The following is a 24,765-nucleotide window of genomic DNA, read 5'->3' on the forward strand; positions in this document are numbered from 1 at the left end:
TTCCGGTGTTGCGGTTTTTGTGTTTCAGTTTTTCCTCAATCAGCCGTATAACGAGTATTGGTCAACTAAAGTAGCAGTTATAAGTAAAGGTCAATTCTTTACGCTCACGAGTAGTCGTCAAAAAAGATGCATTCACTAATAATGAAAACAAAGAGGTGGATATGGGGTTGCTCAGTAGGCCTGTTCTGGTTGTGGGGGTGTCGGTCGCCGTTGTCGTCGCCTTTGGGGCTTTCCTGGTGGCGCCGATGATAGGATTGGACAGCGCGTCGCTGGTGGCGGGCGTGGTTGTTGGCCTCGTCGTCGCCACTGTGTATCTGGTTTTACGCGTGCTGGAACCGGTTGAACGTTCCATCAAGCAACTCAACGCCGGCGAGCTTTCAGCGGATAGCCCCCTGGGCAAACAGTGTGCAAGCCTCCTTGCGGATGCCAAAGCCGGTCGGGCATTGGTGGAAACACTGTCTGGCAGTGCCGACAAAAGTGCCATCTCTGCGGCCCAGGTGTCCTACGCGGCCGACCAACTAAAAACCCGCCTGGATCGTCAGGTCAGTGAAACCGCGCAGATGGCGGACTACGCGGGGCAGATTACCGAAAGTGTGCGTGAATCTGCCCAGCAGGCCACCGACGCCGCAACCATGGCTCTTCAGAACCGCCAGGTGAGCGTTGAGGGCCGTGATGCGTTGACCTCCGCCATCAATAGCGTGCGAGCCGTGCACGAGCAGTCCAGCGAGAACCTCAGGTTAATCCAGGAACTGAACGAGAAATCCAACAAGATCCAGGGTGTCACCACCACTATTCAGGGCATCGCGGAACAAACTAACCTGCTTGCATTGAACGCGGCAATTGAGGCCGCTCGTGCCGGCGATCAGGGGCGGGGCTTTGCGGTGGTTGCCGATGAGGTCAGGCAACTGGCCGGGCGAACCGCTCAGGCAACAGGTGAGGTGGCCGAAACGCTGCAGGAAATACGTTCCGATACCTCCCTGATCGTCTCGCGGATTGAGGACCTGGCCAAGAGCGTTGAGGCCGGCCTGGAGTCGGTTGAGAGCGTGGGCGAGCGTCTGGATCAGATTCGTGATCAGTCCGACCGTGTGCAGCAGCAGGTGGCGCGCATCGCCGAGATTGACCAGAACAACGAGCAGAGTCTGGAGCAGGTATCGTCGGCCATTGAAACGGTTCGGGATCAGATTACCGAGAGCGATACCAGCGTTGCGTCGCTTGCCCAGCAGGCAGCGACACTGATGGAACTGGCGGAAGAGGCCAACGCGGCATTTGCGTTGAACAGCGATGAAAGCTATCACCGGTTCTTCTACGACCAGGCCCGGCAGGGTGCAGACCGGATTGGCAAGCTCTTTGAAAAGTCGGTTCGCGACGGACAGCTGGCGGAAAACGCCCTGTTTGATAAAAAAAGAACCCCCATTCCCAAGACCGATCCACAGAAGTATTCCAGCAGCTTTGACCGGTTCACGGACCAGCAACTGCCAGCCGTGCAGGAAGCGGTGAAAGGGGCCCATCCGTCCATGGTCTTCGCAATTGCCGCTGCGCCGGATGGCTATGTGCCGACCCACAACCGTGATTTCGCCCACGCCCCAACGGGTGATCCGAAAGTGGATCTGGTCAAGAGCCGCAGTAAACGGCTGTTTAACGACCGCACCGGTGCCCGGTGTGGCAGTCACACCCAGAATATGCTGCTACAGACTTACCGCCGGGATACTGGCGAGGTCATGCATGACCTGTCAGTACCGATCTACGTGAATGGCAAGCATTGGGGCGGTTTTCGCCTGGGTTACAAACCGGACAGCCGCTAGGCACCAGCGGTTTCCGGCTCCTGTTGCTGTGATACACTGCGGGTGTGGAGCCAAAGGAGAGTGACTTGTCCGAGCACGAATACATTCCCGCCAACGCAGATCCTATAGCACGACGTGAAGAGCCTGGCCGCAACCTTGCGGTGCTGGTTTATATCCTGCAGGCGCTGTCGTTCTTTGTCGGGGGCATTACCGGCCTGGTGGGCGTGATCATCAATTATGTCAAGCTCGATGACGTAAAGGACACCTGGATAGAACCCCATTTCCGCTGGCAGATACGAACCTTCTGGATCGGGCTGTTATGGACAGTGATTGGCATTGTGACGACGCCACTGATCATTGGCTGGTTTGTGCTGCTGGGCATTTCCATCTGGATCATCTACCGCATTGTGAAAGGCGCCCTGGCGTTGAATGACGGAAAGCCCCCGGAACCTCAGTGATCCTCGGTGACTTCCCTTAACCGTGTGGCGCTGATGGCGCCGGCCAGCCCCATGGCGCCCAGCGTCAGTATCACCGCCACATCGGATATCATCGACACCAGGGCTGTCAGCCCGCCCGTTGCCAGCAACAGCACCCCAATAACGGTATTGCTCACGGAAGTATAGTCGGTGCGCTTGTTGCCGCCGGCCATATCCACCAGATACGTTTTACGGCCCAGTCGAACCCCGGCATGCGCGATGCTCAACACGAAGAACCCGGCGGGATAGAACCAGACGCTGGAGGTAGCCTCGCTCGCAAACAGAGCGGTCAGGCCCACTGCCAGGCAGGCGCCGCTGGCAACAATGGCACCGCGTATCATCACCCGACGGCTGGACTCGTCCGCCATCCAGCCCCAGACACTGGCGCTGATGGAGCTGGCGAGGCTGCTCGCCAGCAGAAAGATACCCAGAAGCCACCCGGTGTCCGAGTTTTTCTGGGCGAGCACGACAAAGTAGGGCGACGCCAGCGCCGAGCACAGCAGCAGGGCGCGGGTAATCACAAAGTGCCGGAAAGGCGCGTCGTCCCTGAGAAGGGACAGGCTTTTGAGCGCGTCACCCAGCGCATTGCCGCCGCCACCGGTTTCGCCCTCGTATTCATCAACGGAGGCGAATAGAAAGCCGGCAATGATCCAGAGGCAGGCAGCCAGCAAGAGCAGGAGGGTGTAGAAAAGTACGCCAGGGTCACCCCGGTTCCAGAACAGCAAGGCCGTCAGGATGACCGTTGCGGTGCCACCAATGGTGGAGGCGAGGCCAGACAGCCGCCCTCGGCGTTTCTTCGGGATGCATTTTCCCTGTACGTCCTTCATGGACACCGAGCAGAATCCCCGGGCCAGGGAAAACAGCACCAACGCACCCACCACGCCGGCGCCCGCAGCGTAGCCCTCCAGGAACCAGACGCTTGCTGCCATGCCCAAAACACTGGCAGCCTGGCCAAAGCTCCCCAGGGTCCAGAACCATTTGCGCACAGGCTTGCGCCTTACCCAGGCTCCGATCACCATTTGTGGAATCATCGAGCCGGATTCCCGGATCGGGACCAGCCAGGCCACCAGGGCAGGCGCTCCAATAGCACTGAGAAGCCAGGCGAGGACCGTTTTCGGGCTGATCAGCAAGTCGCCAAGCTTGGTCAGCACGTTGCTACCAAGGATCAGGAAGAAGTTGCGTGGCACCTCGCGGCAGGCTTCTTCGGAAATTTCCGTGCAGACCCGGGCGTCTTCTTCGTTGGCAATCAGGCTGTAAACCTGGTCGAGAGTGTCTTTGTTTCTGGCGGGCAAGGTGCCGTCCTCCTGAACAAATGGCTTATCAGGATACCAGCTAAGGCGAGTCGCCTTAAGGCAGGAGGACAGCGTTGAGGGTGATTCAGACCAGGTGATGGTCCCACTGGACCGGCAGATCGGCGATCTGCCGTGGCTGATTGTCCTGCCCCAGACGCACCAGTTTTCCACGTCCGGAGGAGATCAGGAAATCGCCTCCTGCCAAAGCCTGGACGCCAGCACAGTCCGGTATGGACACCCTGGCCAGCAGTTCGCCAGTGATGCCATTGAACACCACGGCGGTGCCGCCCACTGGGGACGCGGCAGCGACAAGGTCGTTCTCGGGATGGGCAACAACGCTGGCGATGTAGTTGGCCAGCGCTGCCTGGGTATCCTCATCGAATCGGATTTCCTGAAGCTGACCGCCTTCCAGTCGGGCGATGAGGGCGGGGGACTCGTGAAGCGGGCCCTGGTACTGGTAGGCAACGTACACCCGGCCGTTAGAACCGGTACTGACGTGACGGGCGCTTTGCTGGTGATGGGCAGGGTTGAATCGCCCGATAATCCGACCGCTGTGGCGGTTCATCAGGATCAGTGCGGGTTCCATGGTGTCGAGGTTCAGCTTGAGGCGATCGTAGTCCGGGTGGGTCAGTATGCCGCCCAGGCCAATCACCAGGGTTTCTCCGTCCGGGTGCAGCGTCAGCTCATGGGGGCCAATGCCCTGAAGCTCAAAGGTATCCGCCCGCTGATAGTCCTGCTCTGCGTCATAGACGGCAATAATGCCTTGCCCCTGTTCGTAGCGGCTGGCAGTGACATAGAGCCAGCGGCCGTCGGGGGAGAACACTCCGTGACCGACAAAGTGTTCCCCGGAGTCCGCCTTGACGCGATGTGTTCTGTCGCCGCTGTGGGTGTCGAACCCGTAAAACGCCCAGCCGGGCCGGCGTTCGAAAAAGAGGACTTGTGAGCCCCCCGGGCGTGCGCAGCCGCTGTGGCAACGGGTGTCGACCGGCGACTCCCATACGGGGTCGCCTTTGCGGTTGACGGCACTAATGCCGAACCTGCCCCCAGGCAGTCCCACGGCGCCGATGTACTGATCTGCTGCGTGGTCCACTTTCCGAGGCAGAAGGCTGCAGCCGGACAGGGTGGCTGCCAGCCCTCCGGCCACACCCGCTTTCAGTAATTGTCGGCGGTTGATAGGTGCACCTCCGGGTTGCCTGTTGCTGCTCATCAGTTCAGTCGCCGTCGCTGGAGTTGAAGCCGCGAATGACACCCAGTTCAACCGCCGCCTGATCATTGATCAGGGTGGTTAACTGGGAAACGTCAACGTAGAAGCCCTGGAGCAGGGAAAAAGCGTCGTCATTGGAAAGCAGTTCGGTCATAGGGCGATGGAGCTTGGGGAAGTGCTCCAGAACGTCCTTGAACTGGTTTTCAATTCGTGGACCCAGTTCCGGCTGGTCGCTTTCCTTGAGCAGCCGTGTCAGGCCCGGCAGGAAGGACTGTTCCAGGCCATGGATGGTTGCCTCCATGGTCCTCAGGCTGCTGCCGCTACGCCAGGCATCGGCGGCGTAGACGGAACGCTTGCCGTTCCCGCGAAGCCCCATGGGCTGCGCAAGCCGGCGATCTTCCAGAATCTCCAGGGCCGCCATGCCCGCCCGGATGGTGGTGTCGCGGTATTGTTCCGTGGCCAGGTAATGCTTACGGAATGCCTGCCATTGATCACTGAGTTGCTTGCCATTGGCTTCGATATGGCCGGCGACCGCCCGCAGCAGGCCGCAGGTCTTTTCCGCGGGTAGCGCGTTGTTGCCGGCGTTCAGTGTTTCGTCGTACAACAGGTACTCCAGCATTGGAAAACCCTGTACGGCCACGCCGGACTCGGCAATGACCTCATCCGATACCGGGGCCTCCGAGTCCAGCAGGTAACTGGCTTTGCGGGCGATGAGGTTTTTCGGGTCGGGCCAGAACTGGAACTGCCAGGCAAGGTTATCGCTCTCGACTGGGCCAAAATCCACATAACGGACACGTTGCCAGGCCAAAAAGGCGTCCAGCCAGGCTTGCTCAAGGGCATCGCGTGACTCCTGTTCCGGCGTGCTGCAGTAGTCGGCAGCGGCAGCGGACATGTCGCCGGCTTCGGCCGCCAGAGACCGGTAACCCGCGAGAATACCCTGGTGCCATTGCTGTTCGGCGTTGTTGTTCGTTTCAGTCTGGCTGCCGGCCACGCCGGAAATTGGAGCCAGTATCAGGGCGGCAATACCCACGGTTTTGGTCAGTGGTTGCATGGCATGTCCTCAGAGAGAGTTCAGGAAATCCAGGAGTGCCTCCCGGTCTTCGGCGTTCATCTGCCGGTAACGTTCGGCAGCTGGTTTGGCCTCGCCCCCGTGCCAGAGCACGGCTTCTTCGAGTGTTCGCGCCCGCCCGTCGTGGAGGAACCCGGACTGCGGATTGACCCGTTGAGCCAGGCCGATGCCCCAGAGCGGGGGTGTCCGCCATTCGTTGCCGTTAGCCAGGAATTCATCCCGCCCATCGGCAAGCGCAGGCCCCATGTCATGCAGGAGCAGATCAGTATAGGGCCAGATGGTCTGATTGCTGAGATCCGGGCGGTCCGGGGCGGTGCCGGTGGTGTGCCTTGGTGTATGACAGCCGGCGCAGCCGGTTTCATTGAACAGTTCCGCCCCTTGTTGAACGGACACACTGTCAAGGTCACGGCGTGCGGGCACTGCCAGGCTTTTGGCATAGAAGGTCACGAAGTTGCTCACCTTGTCACTCACTTCCGGGCTGCCGCCGTTGGTGAAACGCTCACAGTTCTGCTCGGGCGTGCAATCGGTTGCTGGTTTAATGGTGGACGTGAGCCCCATATCTCCGGCAAACGCTCCCATACTTTGCTGATGAACGTTTGGTTCGGCAGCTTTCCAGCCGAATCGACCCGGTACGGTTTGCTGGCTGTCCAGGTCCCAGACTTGATTGAGTTTGCCGGATAGGCCGTCGTTGTCCGCATCCTCCGGGTCTGCCAGTGACTGCAGGTCTTCAAGCGGTATCGCTTCCAGAAGGCCCATGCCAATCATCGGTGGAGCCACCCGTGGAGATACCAGCAGGTCCTCTGGAAGAGGGCCGTAGTTAGGATTCTCGATCCGGTATACCGGTTTTCGCAATTCCACTTCGATGCCGTCCGAAAGTGTCTCTGTCACGGATTTCCATTCAATCACCAGATCGGCTTCAGGTTGGGCGGCAGGTAGGGCGGCGGTTTGCAACTGGCTGCCGTACACGGGAGCCGGTTTGAATCCGTGGATCTTCAGAATATCCGCATCCCGCTTGGGGTCGGCCGGTACGGCGAGGCGGAGGAACAGGGATACGGGCTTGTCGTCAGCGCCCGGTGGATGTCCGCGGCCATCCTTTATGTGACAGCCCTGGCAGGAGTTGGTGTTGAACAGTGGCCCCAGGCCATCGCGGGCATCCGTGCTGGCAGGAGCTTCGACCCAGGGGTTGCGGAAGAAGCTGTTGCCGACACTGAAGTCCAGGCGCCTGGTCATGGACAGGTTAGCCTGGGGCAGGGAATAGGCATTGTGATCGAACTGATCCACGGTGCCTTCGCCCCCCGTCTTGACCGTCGCCTGGATTGGATAGGGTTCCTGGGCGATGGCCATGGCGAAGGCCGCTGCTACGGCCACTCCCGAAAACAAGGTCAGCAGTAGCAGGGGGCGTTGGCGCATGGTTTCTCTACAACGTTTCGTTACTTTTAATGGATCAGCTAATGGACCAGCTAATGGCTCAGCCGACGGGCCTGCGCTCGGGACGTCACCTTAGAAGGTATGGCCAGCGTCATCAGGCTTGAGTGAGTCAATGCCCAGTTCGCGGGCGGCCTGTTCAATGGAACCGGTTTGTGCCACCAGCGCCATAATCGCGCCGTTCACGATCTCCGCGCCTTTCTCATTGCCGGGAGCGATCATCATATCGAATTTCATCGGCTCTGACTCGGCTTCGGCACTGGATTTCATGGTTTGCAGCGCCTCCATCGACTCTTCGAACTGCTGGCTCAGTGTCTCGTTCAGTTCAGGGTTTAGTTCGGCAACCAGATCAGACAGGGAAGGACCGGTCAGTTCAGAACCGTCAATCCGGGTGTAGCTGCCGGAGTAGATGTTGGCCACGCCCTGGCCGTTGTAGTAATGGGAGTTGTGGGTGTTGTCGCTGAAGCAGTCGTGCTCATCCTCGTAGGAATTGGCTTCCAGGGCTACTTTCATGCGCTCACCAGCCAGCTCACCCAGGGACAGGGAGCCCATGCCAAAGAACATTTTCTGTACAGCGGTATCCGGTGCTTCGGCGAGTAACTGGGAGCGGTAGTTGTCTTCCTGGCCGGGTGCCCACTGGGCGACCATCCACTCGAGATCGGAGATCAACAGATCGGTCGCTGCATCGATATAGGCCGCGCGTCGGTCGCAATTCCCGTGGGTGCACTCTTCGCCCCGGGCGTAGTCTGTAGCAGGGCGCTGTCCGGCGCCGGGATCGAAGCCGTGCAGGTCCTGGCCCCACAGCAGGAACTCGATAGCGTGATAGCCGCTGGCTACGTTGGCCTCCGAGCCTCCGATTTCGTTCAGCTCCGCCAGCAGGTCCGGGGTCAGGCTGGAAGCATCAACAGTGGTGCCGCCAATATTGATTTCCGTGCTGGCAATAATGTTTGCCGTAGCGCCCTCGTTGCCCAGTTCGTACTGGTAGCCGTCTTCCTTTACGTAATCGATCAGGCCTTCGTCCAGCGGCCAGGCATTCAGTTGGCCTTCCCAGTCATCAACCACGGCGTTGCCAAAGCGGAACACCTCGGTCTGCTGATAGGGCACCCGGGAAGTCAGCCAGGCCTTTTTTGCCTTTTGCAGGTTTTCTTCGGTCGGGCTTTCCAGGAAGGTGTCTACTGCGCTGTCGAGGGATTGCGCGGCGGTCAGCGCGTCTTCAAAGTTTGCATGAGCCAGGACGGCGTAGTGTTCCACGACATCGGATTTGGTGATGGCTTCTGCTGCCGCCGACTCTTCGGTTGCCGAAGAGGTGGATGCGGTTTCTTCGCCGTTACTGCAGGCTGTCAGCAGCGTTGCAGAGATAGCGAGCGCCAGGGGAATACGTGATGCGTTTGAGAGCAGGGCCATTTCGATGTCCTTTCGCCATTTGTTAAATAAAACGTATTATTATTCGCATTATAGAGAGCGGGTGGACCGTTGCAACGGCTGCGGGGAATGATTTTCAGTTCTTTTGATCTGGCTCAGGGTTCTGGGGCGGAGAAAGTCCTCTTAGCGCCGGAAATGTTTGCCAAATCCGATCCTGCTGTAGCCTAATGGTGCCCCTATTGTCAGGAGTCTGTAATGCTGAGTTACCTCCACGCTTTTCATGCCGGTAATTTCGCCGATGTTCATAAACACGCAGCCTTAACGCTTGCAGTCAGAATGATGCAGGTCAAATCATCTGCCATCGCCTGCTTCGATACTCACGCCGGAAGTGCCAGCTACGATCTTGCGGGAGAACGGGCACTCAAAACCGGCGAAGCCGCCGCTGGGATCCAGAAAATCTGGCCACTTCGAGCCGAGCTCCATTCCGACGACTGGCAGGCCATTCTGGGTGGATTGGCCGCGAGGGATGGGAGGGACGGGCAATTGGCGGACTATCCAGGGTCGCCGCGCTGGTTCCTCCGTTACCTGCGGGAGCAGGACACCCTGACCGCCTTCGAGCTGCACCCCGCCGAAGGCGAAACCCTGGGCCAGTGGGCGGCCAGGCATTCCCGCGTCAAGGTCTTTCAGGAGGATGGATTAAAGGGGTTGCTTCGCCATCTGCCGCCCAGGCAACCAAGGTTGCTGGTGCTGACGGATCCTTCATACGAGATCAAAAGCGACTATCAAGAGGTGGCGCACACGTTGGCGCGAGCGTGGCAAAAATGCCGTCATGGGGTGTATCTGATCTGGTATCCGATTCTGGCAGGCTTCCCCCACAAGCGGTTAAAGGATGCGGTGTCTGAGGGGGCCGTGCGCAAGGTGCTGTGCAGCGAAGTTGTACTTAACCGGGCCCCGCAACGTGGAATGTCCGGGTCCGGATTACTGGTAGTGAATCCGCCCTGGGGATTCGACACCCGGCTTGCTGAGATGATGGATGCGGTGTCCGGCGATCGCTATCTGGGTCTGTCATCGAAAAGCACCTGGCTGGTGCCTGAATAGCGCTATTGGCCTGTCGTAGCCTGCGCTGATGTTGCGGACTCTGTTTTGCTGATCATTGTCAGGAGTTGGTCCAGGATGGCCGCTCCGCGCTCTCCAGCAATCCGTACATAGGCCTCGCGGGCGGATAGGCTTGCCTTGCGGAAGCTGTCCCGCTCTTCCTCGGTCAGTTCAACCACGCGGATGCTGCTGTTGTCCGTGATGGTATTAAGTCGGCTTGCATTGAGCTCAGCCTGTACCTCGTAAGCCAGCGGTGCGACTTCATCCATAGCGTCTTCCAGCCAGAGCCTCTGGTCTTCGGGAAGGGCGTCAAACCACGACGTATTGGAAACCACGGAGGTGACAAACTGGGCCGGTCTTGCAAACGTCATGACGCCCTGGACTTCGTAAAATCCCATCTCTTCAATGGCGAAAACAGGGTTGGCCTGCCCGTCAATGCGGCGTAACTGCAGATCGCTGTAGACCTGCGAAAAAGGAACCTGGCTGGTTGTTGCTCCATAGCTTTTATAGGTTTCTCCAGCGATGTCCGAGGTCATGGTGCGAATGGTAAGTCCGTCGAAATCCGCGGGGCTACGCAAGGGTTTATTGGCTGTCCAGACCATCCAGCCCTCAGGTACGAAACCGTGAAGCTTGAGGCTCTGCTCCTCGTAGGGTTCATGAAACAGTTGCTTTAAATCGTCGCTGGCGAGGACGCTACGATTCACCTCTTCGTCATCAGACAATAGATAGTGGAGGGTGAATACACCCACCTCGGGAATAACATTGGCCAGGTGGCCGGGGGAGGCGAAAGCGAGGTGGACTGAACCTTCCCGGACCAGATCCGTTAGTTGGAGTGACGTGCCAATAGACCCATAGGGAAAAATATCAACGAGGATATTGCCATCGGAAATACGTTCAATGCGGTCCTTGAGTTCAAGGGCGTAACGGTGTTGTACGCTGCCTTCAATTTCCTCAAGAGCAAAGCGCCAGGTAACGGGGTAGGACGGTTTCTCGTCGTTATCGCCGCTAGACATTGGTGCCGGGCTGTCTGAACATCCTGCCAGTACAAGCATAACCGTCAAGAGCAATGGGGTTAGCCCGCGGCAGAATCTTCGCATGGTTTGTCTCCATTGGTCTCTACAAAATCATGTCGACAAGATACCACAATCGACGTTGATTATGGCCATTGCAACTTCGCATGCAGAATCAAAAAGGCCCTGCAATAGCAGGGCCTGAAGCAACCAATGTGGGAAAGCGGCTTACATCAGTGCATCAACACGATTCCGAACCTGAGGTTCACTGTTGTAAGCGGTTGCGATGGAATTATAAGTGGGGATATCCATACCGGAATCCTCAATCTCTGTCACCATCTCATCGTTGGCTTCCATCTGTAATTCCTGAGCCTTTTTCTGGGAATCAGCCGCTTCGATTTTTTCCATATATTCATCACGGATATTGTTGATGCCTTCCTGGGCCTCAACGAACTGCTTCAGTTCCGCATCGGTAAAGTTGGTTTTCTGGGTGCCGGCTGAGGCGGGATCACTGTATCCGCCGTTGGGGTTGGTTGCTTCCGGGCTTTGCTGATTTTCCTGCGCCAGTGCGGGGCCCGCCGCCAGCAGTGCCAGGGATGCGGTCAGTGAAACGAGAAATTTGTTCATGGCGTTCTCCTTTTGCGTTGAAGGGACTGCACCGTGTCATCGACTGCAGTCTGACGTTGAAAGGAATGCGATTCCTCGAACGTTGGTGTTGCACAATCAAGCTCTGTGCCAGCTTTTTAGTTGTTAAAAAAATCATTTAAAACAACATCTTGATAGCTATTTGGTGTTACCTTTGCGTAATGTGTGTTGTGGCTAAATGTCACATGTGGCATACCTGTGTGACACTTTGTCGGAGCGCATTATGAAAACGCCTGTATCAAGAGCGCGGGACATGTTTCGCTCGCTGCGCCTGACCTTGGTGCTGAGCATGGTTGTACCGTTGATGATATTCAGCGGGGTTGCCATCTATGTGGGGCTCGGTGCGGTTGAGCGTAACCTGAATGACCGTTTGCGGGAGGATCTGGAGCTTGTGGCCCGGGCGGTCAGTGGTCCTCTGTCCCAGGCCATGTCCGATGGCGATGAAATTGTTCTGGGGGAGTCGCTGAAATCCATCTTCCGTATCGGCCGGGTGTTTGGTGCCTCGGTGTTTGATGAAGACGGGCAGCAGATCGCCAGCCTCGGTGTGGCGGACAGTGATGTTACGCGGAGCGACAGTGCCGAACGCGCGATAGCCAGTGGCAAGCTGGACGGTGCATTTCGCAGGGTCGACGGGGTGTCGGTGTTCTCGCAATTCACGCCGCTGGTTGCCCCGGATGGTCGAATCCAGGGGTTGCTTCAGGTGACCCGAAAACGTAGCGATTTCCATGAGTTGGTGGCATCGAGCCGAATCTGGGCCGTCAGTATCTGGTCGGTGGTGTCGTTGATGGTCATTCTGGTGGTTGTTCTGGGGCACTATGGTGCTGTCGGTCGCCATGTCAGCCGGCTGTTGGAATTGATGGAGCGGATGGCACCCGGGCGTTGGCAAATTGATGGGCATCCCGCGGGGCCGAGGGAGCTGAGACAGATCCACGAAGGTTTGCAAGACATGGGCGCCCGTATGGCGGTTGCGGAAAATGAAATCCGGGAGAGCGTTGAACGCGAGCGGGAGCTGTCAGAACAACTGAAGTATCAGGAGAAAGTCGCCATGATTGGCCGGGTTGCCGGTGGTGTTGCCCATGAGCTGGGTGCGCCGCTAAATGTCATCCAGGGCCGCGCCAATATCCTTGGGCGGGGCGACCTGGCAGACAGTGACCGACGACACCTGAGGGATATCGAACATCAGGTCGAGCGGATGACATTGATTATCCAGCAGCTGCTCGATTGCTTTCGCCATGTGCCGGACTCCCGCCGGGAAACCGACCTGGGGGCCACCGTTCGCGAACTGACAGCGCGGGCCTGCGATGAGCCCAAGTGCCATGGCGTTGAGATTTGTACCGATATTCCAGAGGCGAGCGCCGGCGTTCTGGCCGAGCCAACACGCCTGGAAATGGCTTGCCTGAACCTTGTCCGCAACGCGTGTCAAGCGGCTCAGTCACGGGTGACCGTGTCTGTTATACCCCTCGAAGGATACTGGGAATTGCGGGTCGATGATGACGGCCCGGGTATCGATGACTCGCTGAGGGAGCAGATTTTCGAGCCTTTCTTCAGTACTCGTGCGGCGGGTGAGGGGACCGGTCTGGGGCTTGCGGTAGTCGGCAGTGTGATCAAGGAGCATGGTGGTCGGATTGAGGTTGGAGCCAGCGCGGACGGCGGGTGCCGGATGTCAACATTCTGGCCGGTGTATGACAAACGCTTGGAGTCGACGGAGGCCCATCATGAGAGCTAGACCTGCTTCGATCCTGCTGGTGGAAGACGATGCCAGTTTGCGGACGCTTCTGTCGGAGGAGCTTGAGGTGGATGGTTATGCGGTACGCAGCGCGGCAACCGTTGAGGAGGGCTGCAATGGATTGCGGGAATGGCGGCCGGACCTCATCGTGTCGGACCTCCGGTTGCCGGATGGTGACGGCCTGGCAATATTGCGGCAACTGCAGGTCGAAGGCCACTCGGTTCCGTTTATCATCATCACAGCCTTCGGCACGGTTGATCAGGCGGTAGAGGCACTAAAGGCCGGTGCCGATGACTTTCTCACCAAGCCGCTGTCGACCGATCACCTTCGCCTGAAGATAAAACGCCTGCTGGCTCATGCGGCGGTGACCAGTGAACTCGCGCGCTACAAATCACAGAGTGAGAATGACAGTGCGCTGGGGCTGGTGGGAGAAAGCCGGGCGATGGAACAGTTGAGGAATGAAATACGACAGGTGGCCCGTAGCCAGGCGGCCGTCCTGGTGAGTGGTGAGAGTGGCACTGGCAAGGAGCTTGTCGCCAGAGCCATTCATGATGAGAGTGAGCGCCGGCAGGGGCCGTTTATACCGGTCAACTGTGCGGGCATTCCCCATGAACTGATGGAGAGCGAATTCTTCGGCCATGAAGCCGGTGCTTTTACCGGCGCAAAATCTGCCCGCGGGGGGCTGTTTGCCGAAGCGAACGGTGGCACGCTGCTGCTGGACGAAATTGGCGAGATGCCGCTTGCCCTCCAGGCGAAGTTGTTGCGTGTTCTGCAGGAAGGCACGATCAAACCGGTGGGGTCTGACCACGAAGAGGCCGTGAATGTCCGAATTATTGCGGCCACCCATCAGGACCTGGCCAAGGCTGTTGAACAGGGTGGCTTCCGCGAGGACCTCTACTATCGGCTGGAAACCCTGACCCTGATGGTGCCGCCGTTAAGGGAGCGCGATGACGATGTCGATCTGCTTGCCATGCATTTTCTGCGGGATTCGGCCCGGCGTCACCAGCGCGGATTCCTGCAACTGGGTGAGGTGGCCGCGCGCATGTTGGCGGATTACCCGTTTCCCGGCAATGTCAGGGAGCTGGCCAGCGCGATTGAGCGGGCAGTGACCTTCTGTAACGGTGATATGCTGTTGCCCGAACATCTGCCGGCCCGTATTCGCAAGCGTCAGACAGAGTCTGCCGAGGGTCGTCCGGTGCTGCCGTCCGGAAACCTTGCGGATTGGCCCACACTGGATCAGGTCCAGCAGGACTATGTTGTGCGTGTTATCGATGCGGTGGAGGGTAATAAGCGCCGTGCAGCCCAGATACTCGGGGTGAATCGTCGTACTCTCTATCGTTGGCTTGATGCAGAAAAGGACACTGCCAATGACTAACCAGAAACAGGCAATGCTTTACGGCCTTGGAACCGTATTGCTCTGGTCAACGGTGGCAACCGCGTTCAAGTTGTCATTGCGGGAATTGACCCCGGTCCAGATGCTGGTGATCGCCTGTTCGGCATCGTTGGTAGTGATGGCGCTTATTCTGGTTGCACAACGACGATGGCACCTGGTTTTTGAACTGTCGCGCCGCCAATACTTGCAGTCTTTCGGCATGGGGCTTATCAATCCCTGCCTGTACTACTTTCTGCTGTTCGGTGCGTTTGACCGGCTGCCCGCCCAGGAAGCGCAACCCCTGAATTACACCTGGGCTCTGGTGCTGGCCTATCTGTCGGTGCCCTTCCTTGGGCAGCGATTGCGACGTGCCGATATCATCGCGGGATTGATTTGCTACAGCGGCGTTGTCGTCATCGCTACCCGTGGGGATGTGTTGTCGCTAACGTTCTCCGACCCCCTGGGCGTTGGTCTGGCCATCGGCAGCACCCTGGTCTGGGCGTCATACTGGATTATCGCCACGCGGGATACCCGGGATCCGGTGGTCGGTCTGTTCCTGAATTTCCTCTGCGGTCTTCCGGTGATCGTAGTGATTTGCGGGATGACGGATGGGTTCGATTTCAGCCCCACAACAGGGCTTTTGGCGGCCACTTACGTGGGTGTGTTCGAGATGGGAATTGCCTTTGTGCTCTGGTCCTACGCCATGAAGAAGGCGGAAAACACCGCGAGGGTCAGCAACCTCATCTTTATCTCACCGTTCCTGTCGCTGGTGTTCATCTATTTCATCCTTGGCGAGATCATTCTGCCATCCACATACGTTGGCCTGGTGTTGATCGTTGCGGGGCTGTGGATTCAGCAACGTAAAACCCGGGAGACAATGGCGAGGGCCACATCGGCATGAGCCAGTGGTTCATCTACATGGTACGGACCGCCAAAGGGGCTCTTTACACGGGGATCACAACCGATGTAGGGCGGCGCTTTGCCGAGCACCAGGCCGGTGCACCAAAAGGGGCCCGTAGCCTGAGGGGTAAAGGTCCCCTTGAGCTCGCATTTTCTGCCGAGACAACGGACAGGGTGACGGCTTCGAAACTTGAGTGGCAGATAAAACAATGGCCGCGTAGGCAGAAGGAAGCGCTGATTCGTGGGGATGTCTCACTGCCGGATACCATCGCTAACAGGAAAGCAACGAACTGAGAGAACGGCCGCCTGGCATCCGGTCAGCTTTCCAGGTGCTGGCGTATGAATGCCCCAGCGGTTTGCAGGGCTTCGGTGGCCCGGTCCAGTTGCCCCGCGTGGACCTGGAAAACGTGCCAGAGACCGTTATAGATTTCCAGACGTGTATCGACACTGTCACGGCTGGCTGCGTCCGCCAGACGCCGGGCATCGTTTAGCAGGATTTCCTGGCTTCCCACCTGAATCAGCAGCGGCGGAAGGCCGGAAAGGTCGCCATATACGGGTGAAACGAGAGGTTCGGACGGCGGTGTGTTGCCGCAGTACAGGCGCGCGGACTTGTCGATCCACGGTTTCTGCAGGACCGGCTCACATTCAGGCGAGCAAAGGTGCTGGTGGGAAAGGTCGGTCCAGGGAGAAAGCACCATCAGTGAAGAAGGCAATGGCAGACCTTTATCGCGCAGTCGCATGGCCAGGGCTACGGCGAGCCCACCGCCGGCTGAATCTCCCGCCAGGCTGAGCGTTGAAGGCGGGTGACCTTCATCCAGCAAGGCCCGGTAGACGGTTTCGGCGTCGTCCAGGGCTGCCGGAAAGGGGTTTTCCGGGGCCAGTCGGTAGTCGGGAGTAACCACCATCGCGCCACTGAATTTCGAAAGGTGGCCGGTTATTCCACGGTGTGTTCTTGGCGAGCCAATGATGTAACCACCGCCATGGAAATACAGCACGACCCCGTGAGGGTTGTCGCTGTGACAGGTCCGAGTGATCGAAAGCCCCTCTGCCTGGATGTCTTCGAACCGGGTACCGCGTGGCGGGATTGACGTCAGGTAGGCCTTGCTGATCAACCGACGTTGCAGGGCAACGGGGATCGCGGGGTGCAGTAGAGGACGAACCAGTCTGTTCATGGTCTGGCGCAAACCGGCTTCCAGGACTGTTTGTATCATCGGCAACTCCGGGGTTGTGGTGTGCTAACCTATTCACCAGGCTCAGGCAGTCACACTGCTAATGTATAACCCATTCATGACAGGCGTGTAACTCTACGTGTACTGGAAAACAGATACCATAGAAATTCCGAACTGGAACAGGGCGTCACTGCTGGAGCGGCTGGCGCCATTTGAGCCAGAAAGTCAGGAGCCTCTCAGCGAGGATATGGTCGCGTACTGTCGCTTCTATGGCCTGGACCTCTGGGTGGAACATCCGGATGTCAGCTATCGCCAGGGTTATGTGATGGCGGATCGGCACCAGGTGATGGTCCATTATTTCTGTCTTCCGGCGCAGAAAAAGCCCAAGGGCACCGTGTTTATTCTGCACGGATACTTTGACCATGTTGGGTTGTACAGCCAGTTGATTGACCGGTGCCTGGGCGCCGGCTTTGACGTGCTGGCCTATGACCAGCCCGGGCATGGCCTCTCCAGTGGTACGCCGGCGGCAATCGGCAGTTTTCTGGAGTATCAGGCGGTGCTGACGGATGTCATGGCCAATGTGAGAGACAGGCTGCGGGCGCCCTGGTATGCGGTTGGTCAGAGTACAGGCGGGGCCATCCTGATCGACTATCTACTGACGAACCACCACACTCGGGAAACCTCAGATTTTCGTCGGGTGGTACTGCTGGCACCCCTCGTACGGCCAGCTGGCTGGCTGGGAGCAAAAATTCTGCACAGTCTGGCGAGGCCCTTTATTTCCAGGTGGCGACGGGCGTTTGGTGCCAATAGCGGGAATTCGCGTTTCCTGAAATTTCTCAGGGACTACGATCCGCTACAAGCCAGGGCAGTGCATGTGGATTGGGTGTCGGCACTGAGGCAGTGGGTGCCGCATATAGAGTCTGCCCGGCCCGTTGAATTTCCGATCACCGTGGTTCAGGGCGAGAAAGATTTGACCGTGGACTGGCAGCACAATCTGCGGATAATCCGCAATAAATTTTCCTCCGTGGAGGAACTCAGAATACCGGATGGGCGTCATCACTTAGTGAATGAAGCCCAGGATCTACAGGCAACCGTATTCAATACCATCGTGGATACGTTTGAAAACGACCATGACGGGTCTCTTTCAGAGGCCAGTTAAGGAAAACCCGAAAACGGTAATATGCCGTGAAAAGTCCTCTCTTTTAAAGACTTTGGAGAATGCCGTGAAGAAAACGATTGTTGCTTTTGCCGTCGCCACCGTTGGTTTGGGCGGCTGTATGACATACGACCCTTACACCGGGGAAGAGAAAACCTCGAGTGCCACAAAAGGTAGCATTATCGGCGCCATTGGTGGCGCCGCTGTAGGTGCTGCAACGTCCAGCAGCAGTGATCGCGGTAAAGGTGCGCTGATCGGTGCTGCGTCCGGTGCGGCCATTGGTGGTGGTATCGGCTACTACATGGACAAGCAGGAAGCGCAGTTGCGCCGCAAACTCGAGGGTTCTGGCGTTCGCGTTATAAGGAATGGTGACGAAATTGAATTGGTTATGCCCGGCAACATTACCTTCGACGTCAACCAGTCCACCATCAAACCGTCGTTCAGTAATACACTGGAATCGGTGGCGCTGGTGTTGAAGGAATTCGACAAGACCATTATTCAGATTGAAGGCCATACCGACAGCACCGGCTCCCGGGATTACAATCAGCTGCTGAGTGAGCGCCGTGCCGGTTCAGTGAGGGATTTCCTGTTGAATCAGGGTATTGAGCCGAAGCGTACCCGGGCGGTTGGTTACGGTCCGCGTTATCCGATTGCCTCTAATGATACTGCTGGCGGCCGTGAACAGAACCGTCGCGTTGAGCTGACGTTGGTTCCCATGCAGTAACATCAGCCCAGGCTGATTGAGCGACTCCGGGCCATGCACGTGTCCGGAGTCGCTTTCCTCTATCTGTTCCTAGTTGTTCCCGCCTGGAAGCCATTCGTCAATTCTTGCTTTAAGATCCTTCAGCTGGTCTTCCCCTGAATCCCGTATTTCGGAAATCTTGTTCCGTGCTTCCTCCACGCGGTTCTGCAATGCTTCGATTCGTTCGGAGAAGTCTTTCTGTATTTCAGCTTCCGCCTGGTCATCTTCAGCTTTTGCCATCTTCTCTTCGGCGTCCGCCTGTAGGGTCTGAATCTGCTTGCTCCAGTATTCAGTCTGGGTTTCGAGCTTTTTCTGCAGTGACTCCTTCAGTGACATGGAATGCTCCTTAGGATAGATGTCTGATGCAATGTAGAAGTGTTCACTTCCATCATGGCTGCATCTGATGACATCTCAAGGTCAAACGCCGTAAAAGCGGATTAATAAGAGCTCATGTGGGGGAGTTGGCCCGTTTGGCCATGAAAAAGCCGGGACCTGTTGGCCCCGGCTTTTTCATGGTGCTGAAATACGGTCTGGATCAGAACAGCACGCGGCAGCGGATGGTGCCTTTGACTTTCAGCAATTTCTCCAGTGCCAGCTCGCCGTACTCCTTGTCGACGTCGATCACCACGTAACCAATGTCTTCCTTGGTTTGCAGGTACTGGCCACAGATGTTGATGCCGTTTTCCGAGAACACCTGGTTGATTTCCGACATCACGCCCGGCACGTTTTCGTGAATGTGCAGCAGGCGGTGCTGGTTTGGATGCGAGGGCAGGGCCACTTCCGGGAAGTTCACGGAAGAGACAGACGTGCCGTTGTCGCTGTACATGGCCAGCTTTTCCGCCACTTCGCGGCCAATGTTTTCCTGGGCCTCGATGGTGGAGCCACCGACGTGCGGGGTCAGGATCACGTTATCGAACTCGCGCAGTGGGGAGATGAACTCTTCATTGTTGGACTTGGGTTCAACGGGGAAGACATCAATGGCGGCGCCCAGGAGCTTGCCACTGCCCAAGGCATCGGCCAGGGCGTCAATGTCGACCACGGTGCCCCGGGAGGCGTTCATCAGGATACTGCCCGGTTTCATCTGGGAAAACTGCTCGGCCTTGAACATGTATTTGGTGGACGGCGTTTCCGGTACGTGCAGGCTGATGACGTCGCAGGTGTTCAGCAGCTCCTGCATTGTCCCCACCTGTGTCGCATTGCCGATGGACAACTTGGACACTACATCGTAGAAGTACACGTCCATGCCCAGGCCCTCGGCCAGCACACTGAACTGGGTGCCGATATTGCCATAACCGATGATGCCGAGCTTCTTGCCGCGGATTTCATAGCTATCCTTGGCGGACTTCAGCCACTCGCCACGGTGAGCCTTGGCACTTTTCTCAGGTACGCCGCGCAGCAAGAGAATCGCCTGGGCCAGAACCAGCTCCGCCACACTGCGGGTGTTGGAGAAAGGTGCGTTGAAAACAGCGATACCGCGACGGGTCGCCGCCTGAAGATCAACCTGGTTGGTGCCAATGCAGAAACAGCCCACCGCTACCAGCTTCTGGGCAGCGTCGAATACCTTCTCGGTCAGCTGGGTGCGTGAGCGGATACCCACGAAATGAGCGTCGGCGATTTTCTCCACCAGCTCGTCTTCGGCCAGCGAATGAGTCAGGAATTCGATGTTGGTGTAGCCTGCGGCGTTCAGGGTATCAATGGCGGATTGATGCACGCCTTCCAGCAGCAGAATGCGGATTTTGCTCTTTTCAAGAGACGTATTTGACATGGGCTTGCTTCCGAACCTTTCGTCACATGAAATGACCCGTGAGGACCGCTGTTGGCGGGCGGGCTCACAGAACAGGGGCGGTATGATACCATAAACGCAGATTTTCACAGCGCGTCGGACCACCTGAATCAACTCTGCTTACCGACGCCCTGATTAACCCTTTGCGAGACCGGACTATCCATGAATCCTGAACAGATCGTTGCCTCCCTCAAAGCCCTGATGGAAGCGGGCCAGACCCCCGGAAAAGTGCTGACTGACGCGGCCGACCTGGAAAATTACGGCAAGGACTGGACGAAGATCTATCCACCCAAGCCCGTGGCCATTGTTTTGCCCAAGACGACGGAACAGGTGCAGGCGCTGGTGAGGTTTGCCAACGAGAACCAGGTGGCTCTGGTGCCTTCTGGTGGGCGCACCGGCTTGAGTGCCGGAGCCGTGGCGGCCAATGGTGAGGTTGTGGTGGCGTTTGACAACATGAACCAGATCCTGGACTTCAGCGCCAGCGACCGCACCGTGAAGTGTCAGGCCGGGGTAGTGACGGAACAGCTGCAGACCTATGCCGAAGACAACGGCCTGTATTATCCCGTGGATTTCGCCTCGGCCGGCTCCAGCCAGCTTGGCGGCAACCTCTCCACCAACGCTGGCGGCATCAAGGTGATCCGCTACGGCATGAGCCGGGACTGGGTGGCTGGCCTGAAAGTGGTCACCGGGAAGGGGGATATCCTCGATCTGAACAAGGATCTGGCGAAGAACAACACCGGGTACGACCTGCGCCATCTATTTATTGGCGCGGAAGGCACTCTCGGATTTATTACCGAGGCCACCATGAAGCTCTCTCGCAAGCCGGATAACCTGACCGTGCTGGTGCTGGGCCTGAACGACCTGACCAACACCATGGACGTGCTGCAGGCGTTCCAGAAGCAGATCGACCTGACCGCCTACGAGTTCTTCTCCCATCAGGCCATGGGGCATGTGCTGGCCCATGGCCAGGTGCAGGCGCCGTTCGAAACCGAGGCGCCGTACTACGCGCTGCTGGAGTTTGAGGCGGTGTCCGACCAGGTGATGGACGATGCCATGGCGCTGTTCGAACAGTGCGTGGAAAACGGCTGGGTGCTGGACGGCGTTATCAGCCAGAGCGAAACCCAGGCCCTGAACCTTTGGCAACTGCGGGAGCGCATTTCAGAGTCCATTGCACCGCGTACGCCGTATAAGAACGATATCTCTGTGGTGGTTTCCAAGGTGCCAGGATTCCTGCGGGAAATCGACGCGGTGGTCACCGAGCACTACCCGGATTTCGAGATTATCTGGTTCGGCCACATCGGCGACGGCAACCTGCACCTGAACATCCTCAAACCGGAAGACATGGCCAAAGAGGATTTCTTTGAGAAATGCCAGCAGGTGAACAAATGGGTCTTCGAGATTGTCGAACGTTATCAGGGCAGTGTGTCTGCTGAGCATGGTGTCGGCATGACCAAGAAACCCTATCTGGAGTACACGCGCAGCGCCGCTGAAATTGCCTACCTGAGGGGCATCAAGCAGGTGTTCGACCCCAAGGGTGTGATGAACCCCGGCAAGATTTTTGACTGAAGGCGTTCAGGCGATGCGGGTGGTGGCTCCTGGGAGCGACCTGAATGGTAGAGCAGCTTTCCGAGTGTGAAGGCGACTGTTTTCTCCTGACCCCCAACCGGTCCATGAACTGGCGGGGCAATATCCGCATTTGGCTTGCGGCTGTGTTGCTTTCGCTGGTTATTTCCACTGGCATGCTACTGGCCGGAGCATGGCCGGTATTGCCGTTTGCGGGCCTTGAGTTGACCGCATTGGCGGCGGCGTTCTACTACACCTCCCGTCAGTGCCAGAGGCGCGAAGTGCTCACGTTCGCACCGGAGCTGATCCGCCTGGAAAAAGGCCTGACCCAGAAGGAGCGGGAATGGGAGCTGCCCCGGCGCCACACCCGCGTATGGCAGGACATGCCACGTCATCCCTGGACTCCCCCAAAGCTTCACCTGCAGTTCCGGGGCGAGGAAATTTCCCTCGCACCCTTTCTCAATATCGATGACACCGAGGAACTGGTTGCTATCCTGGAGAGGCATGGGCTGAGGGTGGAAAAACGGCGCAGGCCGGAGAAGCTCTGGTTCTGACTACATTCATCTGACAATCAAAGTGTTGCTGTATGAAAGATCACATCGTTGTGCTCACTGGCGCCGGTATGAGCGCCGAAAGCGGACTCTCCACGTTTCGCGATAATGGTGGCCTGTGGGAACAACACAGTGTCTATGACGTGGCGACGCCAGAAGCCTTTGCCCGAAACCAGGAACTGGTGCTGCGCTTCTACAATGAGCGCCGACGGCAGTTGAAGTCGGCACAACCAAATGACGCCCACCGCTTGCTGGCGGAGCTGGAGCAGCATTACCGGGTAACGATCATTACCCAGAACGTGGACAACCTGCATGAGCGGGGCGGCTCCAGCAATGTTATACACCTGCACGGCGAACTCACCAAAGCCCGCAGTTCGACGCATCCGGAACTGATTTACGACATCGGATTCAACGACATACAGCCTGGAGACACCTGTGATCGCGGCTCCCAGCTTCGGCCACATATTGTTTGGTTTGGCGAGGAAGTGCCGATGATTGAGGCGGCGGCGGAGATCGTGCCCACGGCAGATCATCTGCTGATTGTGGGGACCTCTTTACAGGTCTATCCCGCTGCGGGTTTGGTGGATCTGGTAGATTTCGATGTGCCTGTGACGGTGATTGATCCTGGCGAGCCGGCCAGCCTTTCCAGGGCCAGGGTTATTCGCAAGGGGGCCGGTGAGGGGGTGGCTGAGTGGGTTGCTCACCTTCAACCATGAGTATGGCCCATCGCCTCTTCTTGGCTAGTTCTGCGTATACCTTGGTCAAAATCCGTGCAGCAAATTTTGTGACACGTTTCTCCTAACTAAAGATACGAAAAGAAACTTCAATTAACCCTATGTAATATGAGGGGCTTCGCATGATGTGCCCTAGTTAGCGACGCATCTTACATGATAGCCAGACAATGGAGGTCAGGACCTGTGGCTTTTTGGCTCGAGCGGTTTTCGATGCGTCGGTGGGGTAGTCTTTCCCATGTCTTCGTTGTGGCTATCAATTTTTTGCTTTTCTCGGCAACAAGTCACGCAGATACCTTTCTTCATCAATACACCGTTGGCAAAAATATCGGTTCGACCGTCGCAATCGATGAGGCCGGAAACCGCTATGTTGGAAGTGCTGATGGTAATGTTTATGCCATTTCTCAGAGTGGGGAGGAGTGGAGTTTTAGCATTGGCGCGGAGGTGGGTGGCACGCCCGCAGTCGGTTCTGAAAGTGTTCTCTTTGTAGGCTCGTATGATGGTCACCTGTATGCCATCGACACCCTGAGTCGCCAGAAGCTTTGGTCTTTCGATACTGGTTACCCAATATATTCTTCCGCTGCGGTCTCTCTTGATGGAACTGTTTTCATAGGCAATCGATCCGGTGATTTTTTTGCAATCGATGGCTCAAGTGGTGATTTGAAGTGGCGAGTGCAGTTGGGTGCGGAAATTGGCAGCTCTGCCGTAATTGGTCCGCGAGGCCACGTCTATTTTGGCACGGCTGATGGGTCAATCTACGCCCTGGATGGATCCACTGGGAGCATCGAATTCGAATACAGCGCGGGCGGGGAAGTTTCCTCGCCAGCGGTCGATTGGTTCGGGAACGTATATTTTGGGTCTTATGGTAATCGGCTAACAGCTCTTGATGGCGACGGCAATTTCTTGTGGGAAGTCAATGTCGATGGCCGCATAGCTTCGTCACCCGTTGTTGCTCATGACGGCTCGGTCATCGCGGTTACCTACGACTCGGGCACGGTTTATGCCGTTAGCCCTGAAGGTTCTGTTGCAAGCACTTTGCCACTGGCTTCGAAGGTATATTCTACTCCAGCTATAGGGCCCGATAATTCCGTATACGTGGCTACAACGTCAGGAACAATTTACTCGCTGGATTATTCTGATGGTTATCTGAGTAATACATCTCAATATGATCACGACTCAGGTTTTTACTCCTCCGCCTCCCTCTCGACTACCAATCAGTTGTACCTCGTCTCCAAGAACGGAGAACTTCTAGAACGATCGATTGACGCTGGTTCTGAAGGCTCTGCTCAATGGGCAATGTTTGGCTATAGCGATCGTCACAATAGAGTTCACCCGAACGGGGATCGAGACCATTGTCCTGACGCAGTGGATGTGTTCCTCGATGAAGCTGACAAGTGTTTTGATACTGACGGAGACGGTATTGCAGACGTCTACGACGATGACACCGATGGCGATGGGCTGCCGGACGATTTTGAGCTGGCGTATGGTCTGGACCCTCTGGTGGATGATGCCGAGGAAGACCTGGATGGTGACAGATACACCAACGAATACGAGTACGGGCAGGGCCTTGACCCGTCGGAGAATGAGTTTGATGACCGGCTGATGGAGTTGGTGGAAACTCACGAACTTGATGGTGACGATGGACAAATAGCGGTTCATCCGAGCGGTGACTATGTGGTTGCTTCTGCGGGTTCGAGGTTGTTGAGCTATGGT

General features: G+C 57.3%; 23 protein-coding genes. 13 read left to right on the forward strand and 10 right to left on the reverse strand.

Annotated features, from left to right (window positions below):
• Positions 1 to 161 precede the first annotated feature (161 nt).
• Positions 162 to 1,802, forward strand: coding sequence for a methyl-accepting chemotaxis protein (locus AC13D2_RS16130; RefSeq protein ID WP_292049801.1), 1,641 nt, complete (start codon positions 162 to 164; stop codon positions 1,800 to 1,802).
• 65 nt (positions 1,803 to 1,867) lie between these two features.
• Positions 1,868 to 2,239: a DUF4870 family protein gene (locus AC13D2_RS16135; RefSeq protein ID WP_292049800.1), complete on the forward strand. Its 372-nt coding sequence runs from the start codon at positions 1,868 to 1,870 to the stop codon at positions 2,237 to 2,239.
• Here the strand turns inward: AC13D2_RS16135 and AC13D2_RS16140 are convergent.
• From AC13D2_RS16140 to AC13D2_RS16160, 5 genes are all read right to left on the reverse strand, one after another.
• The gene (locus AC13D2_RS16140) at positions 2,233 to 3,549 is read right to left on the reverse strand and encodes an MFS transporter (RefSeq protein WP_482938909.1); all 1,317 of its coding nucleotides are present in this window, start codon (positions 3,547 to 3,549) and stop codon (positions 2,233 to 2,235) included. The two genes, AC13D2_RS16135 and AC13D2_RS16140, sit on opposite strands and share 7 nt — an antisense overlap.
• A gap of 85 nt (positions 3,550 to 3,634) precedes the next feature.
• Positions 3,635 to 4,756, reverse strand: a complete 1,122-nt coding sequence (locus AC13D2_RS16145; RefSeq protein ID WP_300492720.1) for a DUF1513 domain-containing protein — start codon at positions 4,754 to 4,756, stop codon at positions 3,635 to 3,637.
• Between the two features lie 4 nt (positions 4,757 to 4,760).
• A complete protein-coding gene (locus tag AC13D2_RS16150) occupies positions 4,761 to 5,804 on the reverse strand; it encodes an imelysin family protein (RefSeq protein WP_300492718.1) in 1,044 nt (347 codons plus the stop codon).
• A gap of 9 nt (positions 5,805 to 5,813) precedes the next feature.
• Positions 5,814 to 7,232, reverse strand: a complete 1,419-nt coding sequence (locus AC13D2_RS16155; protein WP_482938910.1) for a di-heme oxidoreductase family protein — start codon at positions 7,230 to 7,232, stop codon at positions 5,814 to 5,816.
• A 90-nt stretch (positions 7,233 to 7,322) separates the two neighbouring features.
• Positions 7,323 to 8,651 (reverse strand): imelysin family protein, encoded by a 1,329-nt coding sequence (locus AC13D2_RS16160; protein WP_300492715.1) that lies wholly within the window; start codon positions 8,649 to 8,651, stop codon positions 7,323 to 7,325.
• Positions 8,652 to 8,864: 213 nt separating this feature from the next.
• Here AC13D2_RS16160 and AC13D2_RS16165 point away from each other — a divergent pair, with 213 nt between their 5' ends.
• The gene (locus AC13D2_RS16165; protein WP_300492713.1) at positions 8,865 to 9,707 is read left to right on the forward strand and encodes a 23S rRNA (adenine(2030)-N(6))-methyltransferase RlmJ; all 843 of its coding nucleotides are present in this window, start codon (positions 8,865 to 8,867) and stop codon (positions 9,705 to 9,707) included.
• Positions 9,708 to 9,709: 2 nt separating this feature from the next.
• Here the strand turns inward: AC13D2_RS16165 and dctP are convergent, their stop codons facing one another.
• Together dctP and AC13D2_RS16175 are read right to left on the reverse strand one after the other, a co-directional pair.
• The gene (gene dctP, locus AC13D2_RS16170; RefSeq protein WP_482938911.1) at positions 9,710 to 10,801 is read right to left on the reverse strand and encodes a TRAP transporter substrate-binding protein DctP; all 1,092 of its coding nucleotides are present in this window, start codon (positions 10,799 to 10,801) and stop codon (positions 9,710 to 9,712) included.
• 141 nt (positions 10,802 to 10,942) lie between these two features.
• Positions 10,943 to 11,341, reverse strand: a complete 399-nt coding sequence (locus tag AC13D2_RS16175; protein ID WP_292049794.1) for a DUF4168 domain-containing protein — start codon at positions 11,339 to 11,341, stop codon at positions 10,943 to 10,945.
• Between the two features lie 241 nt (positions 11,342 to 11,582).
• On the opposite strand from AC13D2_RS16175, the gene AC13D2_RS16180 reads away from it, so the two are divergent.
• Genes AC13D2_RS16180 through AC13D2_RS16195 form a run of 4 tightly spaced genes read left to right on the forward strand, consistent with a single transcriptional unit; the run spans position 11,583 to position 15,651 of the window.
• The gene (locus AC13D2_RS16180) at positions 11,583 to 13,085 is read left to right on the forward strand and encodes an ATP-binding protein (RefSeq protein WP_300492709.1); all 1,503 of its coding nucleotides are present in this window, start codon (positions 11,583 to 11,585) and stop codon (positions 13,083 to 13,085) included.
• The gene (locus AC13D2_RS16185) at positions 13,075 to 14,460 is read left to right on the forward strand and encodes a sigma-54-dependent transcriptional regulator (protein ID WP_292049792.1); all 1,386 of its coding nucleotides are present in this window, start codon (positions 13,075 to 13,077) and stop codon (positions 14,458 to 14,460) included. Before AC13D2_RS16180 ends, AC13D2_RS16185 begins: the two co-directional genes overlap by 11 nt.
• Complete coding sequence (locus AC13D2_RS16190) at positions 14,453 to 15,358, forward strand: DMT family transporter (RefSeq protein ID WP_278367359.1); 906 nt, start codon at positions 14,453 to 14,455, stop codon at positions 15,356 to 15,358. The genes AC13D2_RS16185 and AC13D2_RS16190 overlap by 8 nt, the downstream gene beginning before the upstream one ends.
• Positions 15,355 to 15,651 carry a GIY-YIG nuclease family protein gene (locus tag AC13D2_RS16195; RefSeq protein WP_278367361.1) on the forward strand — a complete coding sequence of 99 codons (297 nt, stop codon included), beginning with the start codon at positions 15,355 to 15,357 and terminating at the stop codon, positions 15,649 to 15,651. Before AC13D2_RS16190 ends, AC13D2_RS16195 begins: the two co-directional genes overlap by 4 nt.
• Positions 15,652 to 15,674: 23 nt before the next feature.
• Here the strand turns inward: AC13D2_RS16195 and AC13D2_RS16200 are convergent, their stop codons facing one another.
• Entirely contained in the window at positions 15,675 to 16,568 is an 894-nt protein-coding gene (locus AC13D2_RS16200; protein ID WP_482938912.1) for an alpha/beta hydrolase, read from the reverse strand.
• 97 nt (positions 16,569 to 16,665) lie between these two features.
• Here AC13D2_RS16200 and AC13D2_RS16205 point away from each other — a divergent pair, with 97 nt between their 5' ends.
• Together AC13D2_RS16205 and AC13D2_RS16210 are read left to right on the forward strand one after the other, a co-directional pair.
• Complete coding sequence (locus tag AC13D2_RS16205; RefSeq protein WP_420389224.1) at positions 16,666 to 17,685, forward strand: alpha/beta hydrolase; 1,020 nt, start codon at positions 16,666 to 16,668, stop codon at positions 17,683 to 17,685.
• A gap of 64 nt (positions 17,686 to 17,749) precedes the next feature.
• Positions 17,750 to 18,406 (forward strand): YiaD family glycine zipper/OmpA-like lipoprotein, encoded by a 657-nt coding sequence (locus AC13D2_RS16210; RefSeq protein ID WP_278367365.1) that lies wholly within the window; start codon positions 17,750 to 17,752, stop codon positions 18,404 to 18,406.
• A 69-nt stretch (positions 18,407 to 18,475) separates the two neighbouring features.
• On the opposite strand, the gene AC13D2_RS16215 is transcribed toward AC13D2_RS16210, so the two are convergent.
• Together AC13D2_RS16215 and serA are read right to left on the reverse strand one after the other, a co-directional pair.
• Positions 18,476 to 18,760 (reverse strand): hypothetical protein, encoded by a 285-nt coding sequence (locus tag AC13D2_RS16215; protein ID WP_278367366.1) that lies wholly within the window; start codon positions 18,758 to 18,760, stop codon positions 18,476 to 18,478.
• Between the two features lie 199 nt (positions 18,761 to 18,959).
• A complete protein-coding gene (gene serA / locus AC13D2_RS16220) occupies positions 18,960 to 20,189 on the reverse strand; it encodes a phosphoglycerate dehydrogenase (protein ID WP_278367367.1) in 1,230 nt (409 codons plus the stop codon).
• A gap of 180 nt (positions 20,190 to 20,369) precedes the next feature.
• Between serA and AC13D2_RS16225 the strand changes: the two genes are divergently transcribed.
• The 4 genes from AC13D2_RS16225 to AC13D2_RS16240 all read left to right on the forward strand — a co-directional run.
• Positions 20,370 to 21,773, forward strand: a complete 1,404-nt coding sequence (locus AC13D2_RS16225; RefSeq protein ID WP_199447206.1) for an FAD-binding oxidoreductase — start codon at positions 20,370 to 20,372, stop codon at positions 21,771 to 21,773.
• Positions 21,774 to 21,817: 44 nt separating this feature from the next.
• Positions 21,818 to 22,324, forward strand: a complete 507-nt coding sequence (locus AC13D2_RS16230) for a DUF2244 domain-containing protein (protein WP_036209612.1) — start codon at positions 21,818 to 21,820, stop codon at positions 22,322 to 22,324.
• Positions 22,325 to 22,356: 32 nt separating this feature from the next.
• A complete protein-coding gene (locus AC13D2_RS16235) occupies positions 22,357 to 23,037 on the forward strand; it encodes an SIR2 family NAD-dependent protein deacylase (RefSeq protein WP_292049789.1) in 681 nt (226 codons plus the stop codon).
• A gap of 201 nt (positions 23,038 to 23,238) precedes the next feature.
• On the forward strand, positions 23,239 to 24,765 hold a 1,527-nt coding region (locus AC13D2_RS16240; protein ID WP_482938913.1), incomplete at its 3' end, for an outer membrane protein assembly factor BamB family protein.

The organism is Marinobacter sp. B-12 (assembly GCF_056857915.1).

Bases quoted from the DNA above. Each gene is read 5' to 3' on its own strand.
- AC13D2_RS16225 (WP_199447206.1), top strand. From the start codon at position 20,370: ATGAATCCTGAACAGATCGTTGCCTCCCTCAAAGCCCTGATGGAAGCG.
- AC13D2_RS16155 (WP_482938910.1), bottom strand. From the start codon at position 7,232: ATGCGCCAACGCCCCCTGCTACTGCTGACCTTGTTTTCGGGAGTGGCC.
- AC13D2_RS16200 (WP_482938912.1), bottom strand. From the start codon at position 16,568: ATGATACAAACAGTCCTGGAAGCCGGTTTGCGCCAGACCATGAACAGA.
- AC13D2_RS16180 (WP_300492709.1), top strand. From the start codon at position 11,583: ATGAAAACGCCTGTATCAAGAGCGCGGGACATGTTTCGCTCGCTGCGC.
- AC13D2_RS16175 (WP_292049794.1), bottom strand. From the start codon at position 11,341: ATGAACAAATTTCTCGTTTCACTGACCGCATCCCTGGCACTGCTGGCG.
- AC13D2_RS16160 (WP_300492715.1), bottom strand. From the start codon at position 8,651: ATGGCCCTGCTCTCAAACGCATCACGTATTCCCCTGGCGCTCGCTATC.
- AC13D2_RS16185 (WP_292049792.1), top strand. From the start codon at position 13,075: ATGAGAGCTAGACCTGCTTCGATCCTGCTGGTGGAAGACGATGCCAGT.
- AC13D2_RS16235 (WP_292049789.1), top strand. From the start codon at position 22,357: ATGAAAGATCACATCGTTGTGCTCACTGGCGCCGGTATGAGCGCCGAA.
- AC13D2_RS16190 (WP_278367359.1), top strand. From the start codon at position 14,453: ATGACTAACCAGAAACAGGCAATGCTTTACGGCCTTGGAACCGTATTG.
- AC13D2_RS16195 (WP_278367361.1), top strand. From the start codon at position 15,355: ATGAGCCAGTGGTTCATCTACATGGTACGGACCGCCAAAGGGGCTCTT.
- dctP (WP_482938911.1), bottom strand. From the start codon at position 10,801: ATGCGAAGATTCTGCCGCGGGCTAACCCCATTGCTCTTGACGGTTATG.
- serA (WP_278367367.1), bottom strand. From the start codon at position 20,189: ATGTCAAATACGTCTCTTGAAAAGAGCAAAATCCGCATTCTGCTGCTG.
- AC13D2_RS16230 (WP_036209612.1), top strand. From the start codon at position 21,818: ATGGTAGAGCAGCTTTCCGAGTGTGAAGGCGACTGTTTTCTCCTGACC.
- AC13D2_RS16145 (WP_300492720.1), bottom strand. From the start codon at position 4,756: ATGAGCAGCAACAGGCAACCCGGAGGTGCACCTATCAACCGCCGACAA.
- AC13D2_RS16215 (WP_278367366.1), bottom strand. From the start codon at position 18,760: ATGTCACTGAAGGAGTCACTGCAGAAAAAGCTCGAAACCCAGACTGAA.
- AC13D2_RS16150 (WP_300492718.1), bottom strand. From the start codon at position 5,804: ATGCAACCACTGACCAAAACCGTGGGTATTGCCGCCCTGATACTGGCT.
- AC13D2_RS16165 (WP_300492713.1), top strand. From the start codon at position 8,865: ATGCTGAGTTACCTCCACGCTTTTCATGCCGGTAATTTCGCCGATGTT.
- AC13D2_RS16130 (WP_292049801.1), top strand. From the start codon at position 162: ATGGGGTTGCTCAGTAGGCCTGTTCTGGTTGTGGGGGTGTCGGTCGCC.